Source organism: Sphingomonas sp. ID0503 (assembly GCF_048565625.1).
Lineage (GTDB): Bacteria > Pseudomonadota > Alphaproteobacteria > Sphingomonadales > Sphingomonadaceae > JBLZUR01.
In genome coordinates this window covers 3,088,066-3,103,412 of record NZ_JBLZUR010000002.1, presented here as the reverse complement: position 1 = coordinate 3,103,412, position 15,347 = coordinate 3,088,066, and the positions used below count along the sequence as shown (strand labels likewise).

The 15,347-nt window shown below is 65.7% G+C and carries 21 protein-coding genes and 1 pseudogene; 8 read left to right on the top strand and 14 right to left on the bottom strand.

The genetic code is table 11. The features are described from left to right. Positions 1 to 21 precede the first annotated feature (21 nt). From ACM608_RS16210 to ACM608_RS16200, 3 genes are read right to left on the bottom strand one after another with little or no spacing between them, the layout of a single operon-like run. The gene (locus ACM608_RS16210) at positions 22 to 732 is read right to left on the bottom strand and encodes a M48 family metallopeptidase (RefSeq protein ID WP_419684606.1); all 711 of its coding nucleotides are present in this window, start codon (positions 730 to 732) and stop codon (positions 22 to 24) included. Further along, a complete protein-coding gene (locus ACM608_RS16205) occupies positions 710 to 1,153 on the bottom strand; it encodes a YcgN family cysteine cluster protein (protein WP_419684605.1) in 444 nt (147 codons plus the stop codon). Before ACM608_RS16205 ends, ACM608_RS16210 begins: the two co-directional genes overlap by 23 nt. Next, positions 1,141 to 1,755, bottom strand: coding sequence for an SCO family protein (locus ACM608_RS16200; RefSeq protein ID WP_419684603.1), 615 nt, complete (start codon positions 1,753 to 1,755; stop codon positions 1,141 to 1,143). The genes ACM608_RS16205 and ACM608_RS16200 overlap by 13 nt, the downstream gene beginning before the upstream one ends. 27 nt (positions 1,756 to 1,782) lie before the next feature. On the opposite strand from ACM608_RS16200, the gene ACM608_RS16195 reads away from it, so the two are divergent. Continuing rightward, a complete protein-coding gene (locus ACM608_RS16195; RefSeq protein ID WP_419684601.1) occupies positions 1,783 to 2,403 on the top strand; it encodes an ankyrin repeat domain-containing protein in 621 nt (206 codons plus the stop codon). A 10-nt stretch (positions 2,404 to 2,413) separates the two neighbouring features. On the opposite strand, the gene ACM608_RS16190 is transcribed toward ACM608_RS16195, so the two are convergent. The 11 genes and pseudogenes from ACM608_RS16190 to ACM608_RS16140 all read right to left on the bottom strand — a co-directional run bounded on the left by ACM608_RS16190 (position 2,414) and on the right by ACM608_RS16140 (position 9,377). Further along, on the bottom strand, positions 2,414 to 2,902 hold the full coding sequence (locus ACM608_RS16190) for an MmcB family DNA repair protein (RefSeq protein ID WP_419684599.1): 489 nt from the start codon (positions 2,900 to 2,902) through the stop codon (positions 2,414 to 2,416). Between the two features lie 158 nt (positions 2,903 to 3,060). Next, positions 3,061 to 3,696: a cell wall hydrolase gene (locus ACM608_RS16185; protein ID WP_419684597.1), complete on the bottom strand. Its 636-nt coding sequence runs from the start codon at positions 3,694 to 3,696 to the stop codon at positions 3,061 to 3,063. A 158-nt stretch (positions 3,697 to 3,854) separates the two neighbouring features. Then, entirely contained in the window at positions 3,855 to 4,181 is a 327-nt protein-coding gene (locus tag ACM608_RS16180) for a DUF1491 family protein (protein ID WP_419684595.1), read from the bottom strand. After that, complete coding sequence (locus tag ACM608_RS16175) at positions 4,178 to 4,684, bottom strand: PaaI family thioesterase (RefSeq protein WP_419684593.1); 507 nt, start codon at positions 4,682 to 4,684, stop codon at positions 4,178 to 4,180. Before ACM608_RS16175 ends, ACM608_RS16180 begins: the two co-directional genes overlap by 4 nt. Next, positions 4,644 to 5,111 carry a PTS sugar transporter subunit IIA gene (locus ACM608_RS16170; protein WP_419684591.1) on the bottom strand — a complete coding sequence of 156 codons (468 nt, stop codon included), beginning with the start codon at positions 5,109 to 5,111 and terminating at the stop codon, positions 4,644 to 4,646. The genes ACM608_RS16175 and ACM608_RS16170 overlap by 41 nt, the downstream gene beginning before the upstream one ends. 22 nt (positions 5,112 to 5,133) lie before the next feature. Then, positions 5,134 to 5,706: a ribosome hibernation-promoting factor, HPF/YfiA family gene (gene hpf, locus ACM608_RS16165; protein ID WP_419684590.1), complete on the bottom strand. Its 573-nt coding sequence runs from the start codon at positions 5,704 to 5,706 to the stop codon at positions 5,134 to 5,136. Between the two features lie 54 nt (positions 5,707 to 5,760). Then, positions 5,761 to 6,456: a DNA polymerase III subunit epsilon gene (dnaQ, locus tag ACM608_RS16160; RefSeq protein WP_419684588.1), complete on the bottom strand. Its 696-nt coding sequence runs from the start codon at positions 6,454 to 6,456 to the stop codon at positions 5,761 to 5,763. After that, a pseudogene (gene coaE / locus ACM608_RS16155) lies at positions 6,417 to 7,062 on the bottom strand (dephospho-CoA kinase). Before coaE ends, dnaQ begins: the two are co-directional and overlap by 40 nt. A 10-nt stretch (positions 7,063 to 7,072) precedes the next feature. After that, positions 7,073 to 7,924 carry a shikimate dehydrogenase gene (gene aroE / locus ACM608_RS16150; RefSeq protein ID WP_419684586.1) on the bottom strand — a complete coding sequence of 284 codons (852 nt, stop codon included), beginning with the start codon at positions 7,922 to 7,924 and terminating at the stop codon, positions 7,073 to 7,075. Positions 7,925 to 7,944: 20 nt separating this feature from the next. Then, on the bottom strand, positions 7,945 to 8,541 hold the full coding sequence (locus ACM608_RS16145; protein WP_419684585.1) for a Maf family protein: 597 nt from the start codon (positions 8,539 to 8,541) through the stop codon (positions 7,945 to 7,947). Then, a complete protein-coding gene (locus ACM608_RS16140) occupies positions 8,538 to 9,377 on the bottom strand; it encodes a pyruvate, water dikinase regulatory protein (RefSeq protein WP_419684584.1) in 840 nt (279 codons plus the stop codon). Before ACM608_RS16140 ends, ACM608_RS16145 begins: the two co-directional genes overlap by 4 nt. Positions 9,378 to 9,666: 289 nt before the next feature. On the opposite strand from ACM608_RS16140, the gene hemE reads away from it, so the two are divergent. From hemE to ACM608_RS16105, 7 genes are all read left to right on the top strand, one after another. Beyond that, positions 9,667 to 10,713 (top strand): uroporphyrinogen decarboxylase, encoded by a 1,047-nt coding sequence (gene hemE / locus ACM608_RS16135; RefSeq protein ID WP_419684583.1) that lies wholly within the window; start codon positions 9,667 to 9,669, stop codon positions 10,711 to 10,713. Between the two features lie 29 nt (positions 10,714 to 10,742). Then, a complete protein-coding gene (locus ACM608_RS16130; RefSeq protein ID WP_419684582.1) occupies positions 10,743 to 11,168 on the top strand; it encodes a CopD family protein in 426 nt (141 codons plus the stop codon). A gap of 71 nt (positions 11,169 to 11,239) precedes the next feature. Next, positions 11,240 to 11,635: a hypothetical protein gene (locus tag ACM608_RS16125; protein WP_419684581.1), complete on the top strand. Its 396-nt coding sequence runs from the start codon at positions 11,240 to 11,242 to the stop codon at positions 11,633 to 11,635. A gap of 198 nt (positions 11,636 to 11,833) precedes the next feature. Next, the gene (gene rho, locus ACM608_RS16120) at positions 11,834 to 13,090 is read left to right on the top strand and encodes a transcription termination factor Rho (protein ID WP_419684580.1); all 1,257 of its coding nucleotides are present in this window, start codon (positions 11,834 to 11,836) and stop codon (positions 13,088 to 13,090) included. Positions 13,091 to 13,180: 90 nt separating this feature from the next. Then, positions 13,181 to 13,855: a TerC family protein gene (locus tag ACM608_RS16115; protein ID WP_419684579.1), complete on the top strand. Its 675-nt coding sequence runs from the start codon at positions 13,181 to 13,183 to the stop codon at positions 13,853 to 13,855. A gap of 125 nt (positions 13,856 to 13,980) precedes the next feature. After that, positions 13,981 to 15,036 carry a collagen-binding domain-containing protein gene (locus tag ACM608_RS16110; RefSeq protein ID WP_419684578.1) on the top strand — a complete coding sequence of 352 codons (1,056 nt, stop codon included), beginning with the start codon at positions 13,981 to 13,983 and terminating at the stop codon, positions 15,034 to 15,036. Positions 15,037 to 15,102: 66 nt separating this feature from the next. Next, complete coding sequence (locus ACM608_RS16105; protein WP_419684577.1) at positions 15,103 to 15,339, top strand: DUF6489 family protein; 237 nt, start codon at positions 15,103 to 15,105, stop codon at positions 15,337 to 15,339. Positions 15,340 to 15,347: the final 8 nt, after the last annotated feature.

Here is a 15,347-nt window from a genome sequence, read left to right as displayed (position 1 = left end):
GGTCTTAGCTTGGAGAAGTTATCACCCCACCCGGTGCAGCGCCGCGCCGTTCGCGCGTAGCCAGGCGCGCTCCGCCTTGGGCTCCCGCCCCAGCAGCCTAAGCGCCGCCGCATGAAACGACGGGCTGTGGTCCATGTGGAGGCGGTGGGCGACCTCGTGTGCGACGACCGACTCCAGCACCGCTGGTGGGGCCATGATAAGGCGCCAGCTGTAGCGGATGTCTCCAGAGCCGGCGCAGCTGCCCCAGCGTGACTTCGGATCGCCGATCGAGACGCGGCCGATCGACACACCAGCCTGCACCGCCATCTTACGGGTGAGCGCATCGAAACGGGCGAGCGACTCGGCACGGAGCCAGCGGATGATGCGGGGGGCGAGCGACTCGGGTGGACCGCCGACGAAGAGCACGTCGCCCTCCACCCGCACGCGGCGACCGTGGTCGGGCGACCAGCGGATGGTGAGGTCACGGCCTTCGAACGGGAGGGTCGCGCCGTCGCCCAGCGGTGCGGCGACCCGGACCTTCGCCAAAGCCGCCTCTATCCAGCCGCGCTTCTCCTCCGCCCAGGCGAGTGCGGGGCGGAGGGCGGCGCGGGGTGGAAGGGTAAGGCGCACCGTGCCGTCGCGCGGATCGACCACCAGCCGCATCGTCCGCGCGCGGGCATGACGGCGCACCGTCAGCGGCCGGGTGAGCGCGCCGCCGGTGAAGAGGAGGTCAGAGCTCGCCTTCGATGACATGGTCTTCAAAATCGCCAACATCGTCCTCCGACACCGTCCAGCCCTTTACCGAGGCCTTGGCGCGGTGGATCGCCTCGCGATCGCCGGAGATGAGGTGGTGCCAGTCGGGGAGCGGCTTGCCCGCTTCGACCAGGCGATAGGCGCAGCTGGACGGCAGCCAGTCGATGTTGCGCAGCTTCGAGGGCGTGAGGCGCACGCATTCGGGCACGAAGGCGTGGCGGTTGCGATAGCTGCTGCACTGGGCGGTGCGGCGATCGAGCAGGCGGCAGGCGATGTTGGTGGGGAAGACCTCGCCCGTCTCCTCATCCTCCAGCTTGTGCAGGCAGCATTTGCCGCAGCCGTCGCAGAGCGACTCCCATTCCTCGCGGGAGAGCTGGTCGAGGCGCTTTTCCTCCCAGAAGCGGCCGGTTAGCGCACCCATTGGTCCAGCACCTTGGCGACATCGGCGGGCTTCAGATCCTGCGGCACCAGCGCGATCGGCTTTCCGTCCGGGCCGAAGAGCATCGCGGCGCTGCTGTGATCCATCAGGTATCCGGTGGCGCCCTCCTGAGTCACCTTCTTGTAGAAGACGGCGTATTCCTTGGCGACGGCGGCGATCTGCTGCGGCGTGCCAGTGAGGCCGATCAGGCGCGGGTGGAATGCGGCAACGTACTGCTTCATCACGGCGGGCGTATCGCGCTCCGGATCGACGGTGACGAACACCGGCTGAACCTCGGCGGCGCGATCGGGCGCGCTCTTCTCGAAGGCGGCGAGGCCCTGGCTCAGCGTCTGGAGGCCGAGCGGGCAGACGTCCGGGCAGAAGGTGTAACCGAAGTAGATGAGGACGTAGCGGCCGGCGAACGCCTTCTGCGTGACGGTGCGCCCGTCCTGATCGGTAAGCGTGAAGGGACCGCCCAGTCTGGCCCCAGCGAGCGGAGCCTCGGCGGCCGTATTGGCCTGCTGACCGCAGGATGCCAGCGCGAGCGTCGCGGCGAACGCCAAGGTCTTGAAAAGGAGAGCTGCATTCATGGCGGAGCCAGCCATGCTCTGCTAATCCGGCCGGCGCAAGGAATGGAGGGCGATGTGGCATCGAAGCGTTGGGGGAAGGCGGCATCGGTCGCGGCGGTGGTGGCGGGCCTCGGTCTGGCGATCCCAGCGACGGCACAGTTCTCCCCCTCCTACAACTTCCTGAAGGCGGTGAAGGACGCGGACGGCGCGAAGGCCATGGAGTTGCTGGGAAGCGGCGGATCGGTCATCAACACCCGCGACCTGAACACCGGCGAGAGCGCGCTGCACCTGGTCACCAAGCGCCGGGACAATACCTGGCTCGGCTTCCTGCTCGGCAAGGGTGCCAATCCGAATGCCAAGGACAAGACGGGCAACACGCCGATGCTGCTCGCCGCGACGGTCGGCTGGGCGGAGGGCATCCAGACCCTGCTGTCGGTTGGCGGACAGCCGAATCTCGGCAACGGATCGGGCGAGACGCCGCTGATCCGCGCGGTGCAGAACCGCGATCTGGCGAGCGTGCGCGTGCTGGTGGCAGGCGGTGCCGATCCCAACCAGGCCGATACCGGCGCGGGCATGTCGGCGCGCGCCTATGCCGAGCGTGACGGCCGGTCGCAGGCGATCATCAAGGAACTGGATGCCGCCAAGCCGAAGAAGGCAACCAGTATAGGGCCGGTGCTGAAGTAACCGGCTGCGATCAGTCCAGCCCCTCAAGGCTGGGATCGAGCGCGCCGAGCACCCGGCGGGCGGCGCGGCGGGCGAAGCGGAGCGTTTCAGCCTTGCGGCGCGGCGCGGCAAGCGGGGTCTTTGCGGCCTCTCGCACGATTTCCGCGTCATAGCGATCGGCGACGATCAGGCCAGCGATGTCGGGCGCGAAGTCTGTGCCATGGAGCGGGCTGGCGTCGAAGCCGGTCGGAACCGCCCAGTAGAAGCGGTCGCAATAATCGAGATAGTCCCGCCATTTGCGGTCGCCGAGCAGATCGCCGCGCGCCACCTTGATCTCGACGATGGTGATGCAGCCGTCCGGGCCGATCGCCATGATGTCCGCGCGGCGGTTATTGCCAAGCGGCACCTCACAGATCGCCATCCAATCGTGACGGAAGAACAGGCGGGTGACCCCGCGAGCGACCGCCAGCGCGCCGGCGGGGGCGTCGTCAAAGCAGGGCTGGATGGAGGCGGAGGCCATGAGGCAGCTTAGAACAAGCGGGGAACAAGGCCAAGGGTATGCTTAGAAAGAGACCGCTCATCCGTTCGCGCTGAGCTTGTCGAAGCGCTAGCGCGACGGTGGCGCTGGCCCTTCGACAAGCTCAGGGCGAACGGGGGTGGGAAGTGGTCGCTCGGACCTCAGCGGTAGAAGATATGCGCGCCGATCTGAGCCACGCGCTTGGCGCCGGGCCAGCTGGGGCGGACGCGGGCGGCGTGGAAGTAGAGCGAGTCGGACGCCTCCGACTGCCATTCGCCATCCATGGCGATGCGGGCGATGGCGACGGCCTTCTTCCAGGCGGCGCTGGACTGCGGCGGCGTATTGTAGCGGCCGGCGCGAACAAAGCCGAACTGGCTAGGCTGGGTGATGACGGAGCAGATCCCGGCGGGGAACTTGCCCGACTTGCTGCGATTGATGACCACCTCGGCCACGGCGAGCTGGCCTTCGAGCGACTCGCTCTTCGCCTCGTAGTAGATGGTAGAGGCGAGGCACGCCTCGTCTCGGTCGTCCGCCTCATGATCGGCGCGCTGCTCGACCAGGCCGGCGAGGGTCGCGGCCTTAACCGTCGGCATTTCGCCAATCGCGGGGTCCCCGGCAACTGCGGGAACTTCCAAGGGAACCTGGTCGTTATTGGCGGAGAAGTCGGTCGAAACCGAAGGGCTGGTCAGAACCGCGGGGACGAAATTGCCCGCAACCGAAGGTGCTGAAACAGTGCCCAGCCCGAGCACGCAGAAGCTGGCGACCGCGAAAAGCGCGGCGCGAAGGTCTAGCGACATTCACATACTTATCTATGCGGTGGGTCGATCAAACCAAAGGGACGCCATACCCCGCCCCCGATCTTCCCCCCGACTGCGGTGACCGTCCCGTGCCATGAAACACGATCGGCCCTGCGCCTTGGTATCAGATTTGCCATCTGCCGCCGTGCTGCGGTGCGTCAACCGATGCCGGTTATTTCAGCGGCGAACCGTTCGCCGTCCGGGATATCCAGTTCAACCACCCAGAGATCGGGGTCCGCCCGGCGGCGGCGCACGAGGTACGCGTCGGGAGAGTCGGCGGAGCCGACTCGTTGCCAGGCGTAGGTTCCGTCGTTCCCCAGCAGCCGTTCGAGCAAGGCGCGGTGAACGCCACGGTCCACCCAGGCAATCAGCACGGCACCGGCCTGTTCGTCGCCCTTGGCGAGCACCGTCGCGCCACCGCCTTCGACCTGCGCCTTGCGGATGATCGCGGAGACGAGGACGCGCGCGGTTAGCCGTGCCGTCACGCCTGGGCGTAGCCCTTCAGACCGGCGAGCGGGATCTTGGAGCGCATGAAGGTGCCGGTGCCGCGCGCCACCTCTTCCCCATGCGCATCGACCAGCCGCGCCTCCGCGACAAAGACGCGGCGGCGGCCGCTGATCCACTTGCCCTCCGCGACGACGGGACCGGCGGTGAGCGGGCTGGTGAGCAGGAGGTTGAACGCGGTGGTCAGGAGGAAGCGGTCGGTGACGAGGCTGTTTGCCGCGTAGAAGGCCGCATCATCGAGCATCTTGAAGTAGCTGGTGCCATGCGCCGCGCCGGCCGCATGGTAGTGCCGTTCGTCGATGGTGAAACGGATACGCGCGTGTCCTTCCTCAGGGATGTCCAGCGTCGATTCGAACAGATTGTTGACCGGCGCCGCGCGGTAGAGGCGTTCGAGGGCGCGGAAATGCGCGTCGGCGCCGGTCTCCGGCGAGCCGCTCAAGGCGTCAGGCCACGTTGCGGGCTTCGCCGCCGGCGAGCAGCGCATAGAGCGCATCCTGGCTGACCGCCCCGCGAAGCTTTGCGACGAAGGCGCGGTCACGCAGCCGGCGGCTGACCCGGGCCAGCGCCTTCAGATGCTCCACCCCGTTTTCGGGCGGGGAGAGCAGGAGGAAGACGAGATCCACCGGCATCGAGTCGATCGCCTGGAAATCGATCGGCTGCGCCAGCCGGGCGAACAGCGCGCGGACCTTGGGCAGCCCCTCGATCTTGCCGTGCGGGATCGCGACGCCCGCGCCGAAACCGGTCGAGCCCAGACGCTCACGATCGACCAGCCGGTCAATCACGAGTTTCTGGTCGACGCCGATGATCTGTTCCGCCGAATTGGCGAGGTGCTGGAACAAGGTCTTCTTGTTCGGCACGGCCAGTTCGGCGAGCACAGCGCCCGGCGCGAGAATGTCGCTGAAATCTTCCATCAAGACCGGTCTGGGGAGAAACCTACGCGCGCGCCGGTTCGACCCACCCGATCGTCCCGTCGTTGCGGCGATATACCATATTGAACGCTCCTGTCCCGCTATTCCGGAACATCAGCGCATTGGTATGGCGCAGGTCGAGCATCATCACCGCGTCCGACACGCTCGCATCGGGGATATCGACGCGCGTTTCGGCGATGATCAGGGGATTGTCGGCAGTCTCGACCTCCGCCTCCTCAGCAGGAGCGCCGAAGACGGTGTAGCCCGCATTCTCATCGATCGCGCCCGCTGGGGTCGCGGCCTTGTCCTTCAGCCGGCGCATGTAGCGGCGCAGCTGAGTCTCGATGCGGTCGGCCGCGCGGTCGAAGGCGGGATGCGCGACCTGATCCTGGCCATGCGCCTTCAGGATGACGCCCTGCATGACATGGGCCACGATGTCGCAGTTGAATCCGTTCTGGTGAGGGCCGCTGCCGAAGGTGACCGTCGCGGCGATCGCGCGCGAGAAGTACTTGTCGGCGATGGCGTTCAGGCGATCTTCAACATGCGCGCGGAGCGCATCGCCGGTGTCGACCTGATGACCAGAGACACGGATTTCCATTTTTGTTCTCCTTGCCAGAAGGCGGGCGGCCCTAAGCCGCTCGACCGTAACGCGTCAACCGGCCGCCGGCACGGGCCAGAGCGGATCGGTCAACAAGGATACAAACGCAGCATGCGCGGCGAGTTCCGCCGCGGACGCATGATGAGGGCGCGGCGCCCGGTAGGGCCGGGCGCGCGGGGCCAAGCTGATGGTGGTGAGCGGGTCCGCACTGGCGCTCGCGGCAAGCGAGAGGCCGATCTGCCGCCCGCCGGTGAGTTCGACATAGACCTGGGCGAGCAGCTGCGCGTCGAGCAGCGCGCCGTGCTTCACGCGGTGCGAGCGGTCGATGCCATAACGGCTGCAGAGCGCATCGAGGCTGTGCTTGGCACCGGGATGGCGGCTGCGCGCGATGGCGACGGTATCCACCATGCGGAACATCGACACCGGGGGATGGCCGCAGACCTCCAGCTCGAAATTGAGGAAGCCGAAGTCGAAGCTGGCGTTATGGGCGACGAGCGGGCAGTCGCCGATGAACTCCAGAAGCTCCAGAGCGTGCTCGCGGAAGCAGTTTTTGTCGGAGAGGAAGATGGCGGAGAGGCCGTGTATCGCCTCCGCCTCCGCCGGCATCGCGCGTTCGGGATTGAAATAGGCGTGGAAGGTGCGCCCGGTCTCGACCTTGTTGACCAGCTCGACACAGCCGATCTCGACCATGCGGTCGCCCGTCGCGGGGTTCAGGCCGGTGGTTTCGGTGTCGAAGACGATCTCGCGCATCGGCGGCAGTATCGGACGCCATGCGCCGAGAGGCAAGCGACCAGCCGCCGGACGGCCAGCGCGGTGCGGTGACGCGAGACGCCGGTTTCGATGACGAAGTCGGCGCGGCGGCGCTTCTCCCGATCGGGAACCTGGCGGCGGAGGATGTGGGCGAGCTTGGCGGCGGTCATACCCGGCCGGGCGAGCACGCGGCGACGCTGCATCCAGGCGGGGGCGGAGACCACGAGCGTGGCGTTCGATGGCGGTGCGCCGGCGCGTCTCGAACAGCAGGGGTATGTCGAGGACGACGATCGCGCGGGCATTGTGCCGCCTGAGGAAGCTCTCCCGCATCTCGCCGACGGCGGGGTGGATCAGCCGTTCGAGAACGTGCAGCCGGGCCTTGTCGCCGAAGACGGCCTGTCCGAGCTTCTGGCGATCGACGCCGCTTTCTCCTGTGGTGCCGGGGAACGCCGCTTCGATGGCAGAAACGAGCCGTCCGCCCGGCCCCTGAAGCATGTGGACGGCGGCGTCCGCATCGAAGACGGGCACGCCGAGCCGGCGGAACATGGCGGAGACCGTCGACTTGCCCATGCCGATCGAGCCGGTCAGCCCAAGGACGATGGTCATAGAATGGGCGTCATGCGGCGGTCAGCAGGGCGCGCAGCTCCTCGTCATGCTCGCGCGGGGCGCGGTGACCGAAGAACAGCTGGAAGGCGGCGGCCGCCTGACCGATCAGCATGGAGAGGCCGTCCACGGTCTTGAGCCCGCGCCGGCGTGCTTCGGCAAGCAGGGGCGTTTCGAGCGGCGAATAGACGATGTCGTAGACGATCGATCCGGGAGCGAAATGGGAGAAGTCGACGCGGAGTGGATCATGCCCGCTCATGCCCAAGGTCGTGGCGTTGATCACGAGATCGAGGATGCCGATCCGATCGTCGAACGCAAAGTCGATCGGCGCGGCGAAGTCGGCGAGCGCCGCCGCATGATGCTCCCCGGCGAAACCCTGCAGGAACTTCTCGGCCTGTGCCTTTTCGCGGCCGATCACCACCAGGGTGAAGCCTTGCGCTACAAGCCCATGTGCGATCGCCCGCGCCGCGCCGCCCGTGCCGAACAGCCGCGCGATGCGGAAGAGGTGCGTCTTGGCCAGTTCACCCCGCAAAGGCTCCAGGAAGCCGTCGCAATCGGTGTTGTGACCGACAAGGCTGTCCCCGTCGCGGACGACCGTGTTCACCGCGCCGATGGTGCGGGCGAGCGGATCGAGGCGGTCGACATAGGGAATCACCGCCTGCTTATGCGGGACGGTGACGTTGCAGCCGCGCCATTCATTGTCAGGCGTACGGCGCGCGAAGAAGCTGTGCAGCCCCTCCTCCCGCACCCGCGTCCGCGTGTAATCACCGGCGATCCCAAGCTTTTCGAGCCAGAAGCGGTGGATCAGCGGCGATTGCGAATGGGCGATCGGATCGCCGATCACCTCGGCATGCATCTCGGACATGTGGCGCTTCTATCAGAAGCTCAGGCGGGAAGCACAGAGCGCTGCCGCAGATAGTCGAGGAGCGGCAGGAGCGGCAGACCGAGGATGGCGAAATGACTGCCGGTCACGCGCGCGAACAGTTGCGCGCCGAGCCCTTCGTAGCGGTACGCGCCGACGCAGCCGCCGATCGCAGGCCATTCGATATCGACATAACTTTCGAGGAAGGTGTCGGTGAAGTCGCGCATGGTGAGGCTGGCGGTCTCGACCTGGCGCCAGATCGGGCGGCCGCTCTCGCAAATCACGGCGGCGCTGATCAGGCGATGCGTCCGCCCACGCAGCCGGCTGAGCTGCCCCGCCGCATCCTCACGCGAAACCGGCTTGTCGAAGACGCCATCGTCCGCCGCCAGCACCTGATCGCAGCCAAGGACGAGCGCGCCGGGTAGGCGGAGCGAGAGGCGGGTGGCCTTGAGTTCGGCGAGCGCATCTGCGGTGCCGCGCGCGTCCACGCCATCCGCCCGCAACGCCGCCTTCGCCGTATCCTCATCGACGCCGGGCGACATCGCCTCATGCGGCACGCCGGCGGCGGCGAGCATCGCCCGCCGGGCGGACGATTGCGAGGCGAGGACGAGCGTGGTCATCGCTCGCCGTTCTCCGCATTGCGTCGCTCATCGCACAGCTTGATGATCGAGGCGGCGGTCTCTTCGATCGAGCGGCGGGTGACATCGATTACCGGCCAGCCCTGATCGGCGAAAATCCGCCGGGCGAAGGCGAGCTCGGCGGCGACGCGATCGTCATCGACATAGGCGGTGTCGGGGCGCTGATTGAGAGAAAGCAACCGGTTGCGGCGGATCTGGATCAGCCGGTCGGGGCTGGTGGTGAGGCCAACGACAAGCGGGCGCTTGAGTTGGTAGAGCAGTTCCGGCGGCGGCAATTCGGGCACCAGCGGGATGTTGGCGGTGCGGAAGCCGCGATTGGCGAGGTAGATCGACGTCGGGGTCTTCGACGTGCGCGAAACGCCGGCGAGGACGATGTCGGCATCCTCCCAGCCTTCGACATTGGCGCCGTCGTCATGGGCGATGGTGAAGTGGATGGCCTCGACGCGGTCGAAATAGGCCTCGTCCAGCATATGCTGCCGTCCGACGCTCGCCTTTGCCTGACGGCCGAGCACGGCGGAGACCGCGTCCACCACCGGATCGAGCACGGAAATGACGCGCAAGCCGAGCGAGTGGCTCTTCGCCTCCAGCTTCGCCCGCATTTCCGGATCGGCGACGGTGTAGAGGACGAGGCCAGGCCGGGTCGCGATCTCGGTGGCGACGCGGTTCAGATGGCCGTCGGAACGAACCAGCGGCCAGAAATGTTTGATGATCTCCACGCCCTCGAACTGCGAAAGCACCGCCTTGGCGATGTTCTCCAGCGTTTCCCCGGTGGAATCGGAGAGGAGGTGGAGGTGCAGGCGGTCTGTGGTTTCGGTCACCGGCGGACAACCCTGTGGAAAAGCATGGGTCGATCGCTAGCCGAGCGAGGTGGATCGGCCAAGCAGGCGTTTCGATCCCCGCCGAACGATCGCAATCCCGGCCTTCATCCACAGCCTCCACGCGTTCTCCACAGCCTGTGGACAATGGGGAGGGATGTTGCGACTCATGACACCAGCGTGACTTAGCCCACGTCAAGCTGTTGGCAGATCGCCGTGGGGCCAATAAACCCCGACTCATACCCGCCCTACTATCTTCTCCTACCTCAAGATTCTTACTTTAAGGATAGATATGAGCCTGGCCCCGGCCCGTCCGATTTCAACGGACAAGCCCTTGCTGAACGTCTTGCGGGGCCATGTCGCGGATCGTCCGCCGGTCTGGCTGATGCGTCAGGCCGGGCGCTATCTTCCCGAGTATCGCGCGCTCCGGGCCGAGAAGGGCGGCTTCCTCGAACTGGTGCACGACAGCGAGGCTGCGGCCGATGTGACCCTGCAGCCGATCCGCCGCTTCGGCTTCGACGGCGCGATCCTGTTCTCGGACATTCTCGTCATCCCCCATGCGCTCGGCCAGGATCTCTGGTTCGAGGCAGGGGAAGGCCCACGTCTGGCTCCGCGTCTGGTCGATTTCGCGCTGGACGGGCTGATCCCGGCGCGCGAGCGGCTCGACGATGTCTACCAGACAGTGCGTCTGGTCGCGGCCGCCTTGCCGCCTGAGACGACGTTCCTCGGCTTTGCCGGCAGCCCCTGGACGGTGGCGACCTACATGATCGCCGGCCAGGGCAGCCGCGAGCAGGCGGAGGCACGACGCTATGCCTATCGCGATCCGATCGCCTTCCAAGCGATCATCGACGCCATCTCCGATCTCACCCTCGAATATCTGTGCCGCCAGATCGAGGCGGGGGTCGAGGCGGTGCAGCTGTTCGACAGCTGGTCTGGCAGTCTTTCGCCTGAGCAGTTCGAGAGCTGGGTGATCGCCCCCAACGCCAAGCTGGTAGCGCGGCTGAGAGCGGCGCATCCGCAGGTTCCGGTCATCGGCTTCCCCAAGGGGGCGGGGGGCAAGCTGCCTGCCTATGCGCGCGAGGTGCGGCCGGATGCGATCGGGCTGGACGAGACGGTCGATCCCGCCTGGGCCCATGCCAGCATTCCCGAAAACCTGCCGGTGCAGGGCAATCTCGACCCGCTCGCCCTCATCACCGGTGGCGAGGCGCTTGAAAGAGCGGTGGCGCGCGTTCTATCCAGTTTCCCAGGACGACCGCACGTCTTCAACCTGGGGCATGGCATCTTGCCGGACACACCGATCGCCCATGTCGAACAGCTGCTGGAGCTGGTCCGGCGGTGACTCTTTCCGATCTGGGAGGCTATCTCAGCTTGACCTATGCCTGGATCAAGGCCGGCCACGTCATCTTCGTGATCTTCTGGATCGCTGGGCTGTTCCTGCTGCCGCGCTACTACGTCTACCATCAGGAATCCGCGCCAGGATCGGCCGAGGAGAAACGCTGGATCGACCGGGAGGCGAAGCTCCGCCGGATCATCATCACGCCCGCGATGACGATGGTCTGGGTGCTGGGGCTGGCACTCGTCTGGATCACGGGAGCCTGGGCACAGCACTGGTTCCAGGCGAAATTCCTGCTGGTGTTCCTGCTGTCCGGCTATCACGGATGGATGGTCGGGTACGGCAAGAAGCTGGCGGCGGGCGAGCGGCCGGTCAGCGGCAAGGCGCTGCGCATCATGAACGAGGTTCCGGGCATCGCGACGGCGCTGATCGTGGTACTGGTGATCGTGCGCCCGTTCTAAACGAAGCGGCGTTCAGTTTGCAGACAGGCCGGGCCGGCTCTCCTGCCGAGATCAAGACGAGAGGTTTGACCATGAAGCTTCCGATTGCCGCCACGATGATCATCGCAGGTACGCTCGCGGCGTCCGCCGCCCAGGCCGAGACCACGACCGCCGAGTTCGACGTGAAGTGCGCAATGATCCTGAATGCCTCGAGCAAGCAGCCGACCGCCGAGCAGAGCGAGAGCGTCAAGGCCGGCCTGCTCTATTACGTCGGTCGGATCGACTCGCGGACGCCGGTGATCGACATGGGCAAGGAAGCGCAGCGCTTGGCGCCGTCGCTCGAGGACTCGAAGGCTGCGGCCGCGCATGGGGCCAAGTGCATGCAACTGTTCGGCACTCGCATGGCCGCCCTTACGCCAAAGCAGCCTGCCAAGGGCGCTGCGCCCGCCGCGAAGCCAGCCCCCAAGAAGAAGGTCGAGGGACGCTAACGGCCCCGCCGTCCTGACGGGCCTTGAATCGGCCCGGCGCGATCCTCAGATCGAGCCTGCCGAGCCGCTTGACTCGGCCGCACCCCTTGCCTACCCGGCCAGAGACCGCCTGCCGTTCGTGCAGCGCCATCCAGAATCCATCGCCACTTTCAACCTCTCGGCGCGCAGATTCCGTTTCCCCACAGGACCGACCCCTCGATGCATCTCAAAGACCTGAAGAAGAAGACTCCCGCCGAACTGGTCACCATGGCCGAGGAGCTGGGTGTCGAGAGCGCATCGACCCTGCGCAAGCAGGACCTGATGTTCGCCATTCTGAAGGCACAGGCCGAGAACGGCGAAGAGATCATGGGCGAGGGCACGATCGAGGTGCTGCCCGACGGCTTCGGCTTCCTGCGCAGCCCGCAGGCGAACTATCTGGCGGGTCCCGACGACATATACATTTCGCCCAATCAGGTACGGAAATTCGGCCTGCGTACGGGCGACACGGTCGAGGGCGAGATCCGCGCGCCGAAGGATGGCGAGCGTTACTTCGCGTTGACGCGCCTTACCTCGGTCAACTTCGATGATCCGTCGGCGGTGCGCCATCGCGTCAACTTCGACAATCTGACGCCGCTTTATCCGGAGAGCAAGCTGACGCTCGACAGCCTGGACCCGACGGTCAAGGACAAGTCGGCACGGGTGATCGACATCGTCAGCCCGCAGGGCAAGGGCCAGCGCACACTGATCGTCGCGCCGCCGCGTGTCGGCAAGACGGTGATGCTGCAGAACATCGCCAAGGCGATCACCGACAATCACCCCGAAGTCTTCCTGATCGTGCTGCTGATCGACGAGCGGCCGGAGGAAGTCACCGACATGCAGCGCTCGGTGAAGGGCGAGGTCGTTTCCTCGACCTTCGACGAGCCGGCGACGCGCCACGTTCAGGTCGCCGAGATGGTGATCGAAAAAGCCAAGCGCCTGGTCGAGCACAAGAAGGATGTGGTCATCCTGCTCGACTCGATCACCCGCCTTGGCCGCGCCTACAACACCGTCGTGCCGTCGTCCGGCAAGGTGCTGACCGGCGGTGTCGACGCCAATGCGCTGCAGCGGCCAAAGCGTTTCTTCGGTGCCGCCCGCAACATCGAAGAGGGCGGTTCGCTCTCGATCATCGCGACCGCGCTGATCGACACCGGCAGCCGCATGGACGAGGTCATCTTCGAAGAGTTCAAGGGCACGGGTAACTCGGAGATCGTGCTCGATCGCAAGGTGGCGGACAAGCGCATCTTCCCGGCGCTGGATGTCGGCAAGTCCGGCACCCGCAAGGAGGAGCTGCTGGTCGACAAGGGCAAGCTCACCAAGATGTGGGTGCTGCGCCGCATCCTCATGCAGATGGGCACCATCGACGCGATGGAGTTCCTGCTCGACAAGATGAAGAATTCGAAGACCAACGACGACTTCTTCGATTCGATGAACCAGTAAGGTCCAAGCGGGCTTCCGCCTGCACGCGCAACGCTGCTACCAGCCTCGGCTTGGTTTGCCGGGTTCACCGGTGTGTGAGGGAGATGTCCGATGAGCGAACTCTGGCAGCAGATCGTGGCGGACTTCTCCAACCTCGGCTCGCCGGCGGCGGGCTGGGCGTTCCTGCAGGTGCTGTGGATCGACCTTGTGCTGGCCGGCGACAATGCGATCGTCGTCGGTGCGCTCGCGGCCGGCCTGCCGGTCGATCAGCGCAAGAAGGTCATCCTGATCGGCATCGGCGCGGCGCTGGTGCTCCGCGTCATCTTCGCGCTTCTCGTGACGCAGCTGATGCAGGTCGTCGGCCTGATCCTGGCCGGTGGTATCCTGCTGCTGTGGGTGGCGTGGAAGATGTGGCGCGAGCTGGGCCATCATGGCGGTCACTCCGCAGGATCGCCCGAGATCGAGGGCGACGAGCGATCGGGCCTGCGGCCGGCCAAGAGCTTCACGGCGGCTGCCTGGTCGGTGGCAGTGGCGGATGTGTCGATGAGCCTCGACAACGTGCTGGCGGTGGCCGGGGCCGCGCGGGAGCATCCCGGCATCCTCGTTGTCGGCCTGCTGCTCTCCGTCGCACTCATGGGCCTCGCCGCGAACTTCATTGCCAGGTACATCGAGCGGTATCGGTGGATCGCCTATGTAGGCTTGGCGGTCATCGTCTATGTGGCTGGCAAGATGATCTATGACGGCTTCGTGAACCCGCAGGTCGGCGTCCTTGCCGCCTTTGCGTGACATTCGTCGCGAACTGTAAACGATTGTGATTCTGTCCCGTTACGGAGCAGATCGCGCTTAAGGCGATCTTTACGGAGGCGGTACATCTCGCTAATGCAACAATCCAAGATTGGGGCATTCCGATGATGAAGAACACGGCAATCTGTTCGATGCTGCTCGGGGGTGTCTTTCTGGCATCGGGTGCATCTGCGGCCGACTACATCACCGATGCCAAGCAGGCGCTGGGTGCATATAACCTGATCACGCTTGGCGACCTGAATGGCGGGCACCATGTCCAGGGCCGAACCTATGTCGGCGGCGTCCTGAACTCGACCGGCGGCAATACCGAGATTGGTTCGTCGCTGACCGGCTCCGGAACCATCCCCACGCTCACGGTCGCGGGCAAGAACGCCCAGGGATACAGCGTCACCGGCAACGTCCTGATCCAGAAGGGTCCGGAGGTTCTGATCTCGGGCAGCGCGTCGAGCTTCACCTCGAACGACAGCAAGACCGTCATCTCGGCCGGCGGCACCGTTCCGGCGGTGCAGAACAACATGGCCACGGTGAAGAACAACCAATCCGATGTCGTGACCAAGCTGGCCAGTCAGAAGGCAGCGCTGGCCACCAATCTCAAGGACCTCAGCACCACGCTGAAGAACACGGCGGCTACCTGCAGCGCCGGATGCGTGACCTTCAGCGATCCGGGGCAGAACGGAAAGCTTACCTTCTCCAATCTCGGCAACGGCCTGAACGTGGTGAACGTCACCGCCGCTCAGCTGGGTACGATCTCGCTGATCCAGGGGACGGTGAACGGGTTCCTGGTCATCAACGTCTCGGGCGCGAGCGCGACCTTGAACGACACGAACAACCTGGTGAACCGCCAGAACGTGCTGTGGAACTTCACCGATGCGACGGCGCTGACGTTCTCCGATCGTCAGTTCTTTGGGTCGGTGCTCGCGACCAAGGCGAATGCTACGCAGTTGGACAATGTCACCATGGACGGCAATTTCGTCTTCCAGTCGATCACCCAGACCAACGAGATCCACCTGCCGAGCAGTCCTGTCGACTATTCGGTAAAGCTGACGCCCGTTCCGGTGGGACCGGTTCCGGAGCCGGCGAGCTGGGCGATGATGATCGCCGGGTTCGGACTGATCGGTGGCGCGCTCCGCCGCCGCAATATGGGTTCGGCGCTCGCCGCTTGATCGCGGCGTGGACGGAAGCTGCCTACTGCTATAGGGCGGCGTCACGTCTACGGCGGAGCGTGTAGGATGAACTTTCGGGTCGATGTCGAATGCTCACCTGAGGAGGCGCGCCGCTTTCTCGGACTTCCGGACGTCACCGCGCTGCACGACATCTACCTCGACAAGATGAAGCGAATGGTTGACGAGGGCGTCACGCCAGACCTCCTCGAACAGATGATGCGGGCCTGGGGGCCGATGAACGACATGAGCATGAAGTTCTGGCGGACGCTCTTCGAGAAGGCCGGTCCCTTCTCCAAGGGCTGACGCCTCGT

What these genes read in the sequence shown, in the direction of transcription:
- ACM608_RS16175 (WP_419684593.1), bottom strand. Translation starts at nt 4,684, where the DNA reads ATGCGCTGCTCGCCGGCGGCGAAGCCCGCAACGTGGCCTGACGCCTTG.
- hemE (WP_419684583.1), top strand. Translation starts at nt 9,667, where the DNA reads ATGAGCCTGGCCCCGGCCCGTCCGATTTCAACGGACAAGCCCTTGCTG.
- ACM608_RS16145 (WP_419684585.1), bottom strand. Translation starts at nt 8,541, where the DNA reads ATGACCACGCTCGTCCTCGCCTCGCAATCGTCCGCCCGGCGGGCGATG.
- ACM608_RS16185 (WP_419684597.1), bottom strand. Translation starts at nt 3,696, where the DNA reads ATGTCGCTAGACCTTCGCGCCGCGCTTTTCGCGGTCGCCAGCTTCTGC.
- ACM608_RS16200 (WP_419684603.1), bottom strand. Translation starts at nt 1,755, where the DNA reads ATGGCTGGCTCCGCCATGAATGCAGCTCTCCTTTTCAAGACCTTGGCG.
- rho (WP_419684580.1), top strand. Translation starts at nt 11,834, where the DNA reads ATGCATCTCAAAGACCTGAAGAAGAAGACTCCCGCCGAACTGGTCACC.
- ACM608_RS16190 (WP_419684599.1), bottom strand. Translation starts at nt 2,902, where the DNA reads ATGGCCTCCGCCTCCATCCAGCCCTGCTTTGACGACGCCCCCGCCGGC.
- ACM608_RS16170 (WP_419684591.1), bottom strand. Translation starts at nt 5,111, where the DNA reads ATGGAAGATTTCAGCGACATTCTCGCGCCGGGCGCTGTGCTCGCCGAA.
- hpf (WP_419684590.1), bottom strand. Translation starts at nt 5,706, where the DNA reads ATGGAAATCCGTGTCTCTGGTCATCAGGTCGACACCGGCGATGCGCTC.
- dnaQ (WP_419684588.1), bottom strand. Translation starts at nt 6,456, where the DNA reads ATGCGCGAGATCGTCTTCGACACCGAAACCACCGGCCTGAACCCCGCG.
- ACM608_RS16115 (WP_419684579.1), top strand. Translation starts at nt 13,181, where the DNA reads ATGAGCGAACTCTGGCAGCAGATCGTGGCGGACTTCTCCAACCTCGGC.
- ACM608_RS16105 (WP_419684577.1), top strand. Translation starts at nt 15,103, where the DNA reads ATGAACTTTCGGGTCGATGTCGAATGCTCACCTGAGGAGGCGCGCCGC.
- aroE (WP_419684586.1), bottom strand. Translation starts at nt 7,924, where the DNA reads ATGTCCGAGATGCATGCCGAGGTGATCGGCGATCCGATCGCCCATTCG.
- ACM608_RS16110 (WP_419684578.1), top strand. Translation starts at nt 13,981, where the DNA reads ATGAAGAACACGGCAATCTGTTCGATGCTGCTCGGGGGTGTCTTTCTG.
- ACM608_RS16210 (WP_419684606.1), bottom strand. Translation starts at nt 732, where the DNA reads ATGTCATCGAAGGCGAGCTCTGACCTCCTCTTCACCGGCGGCGCGCTC.
- ACM608_RS16205 (WP_419684605.1), bottom strand. Translation starts at nt 1,153, where the DNA reads ATGGGTGCGCTAACCGGCCGCTTCTGGGAGGAAAAGCGCCTCGACCAG.
- ACM608_RS16195 (WP_419684601.1), top strand. Translation starts at nt 1,783, where the DNA reads ATGGAGGGCGATGTGGCATCGAAGCGTTGGGGGAAGGCGGCATCGGTC.
- ACM608_RS16125 (WP_419684581.1), top strand. Translation starts at nt 11,240, where the DNA reads ATGAAGCTTCCGATTGCCGCCACGATGATCATCGCAGGTACGCTCGCG.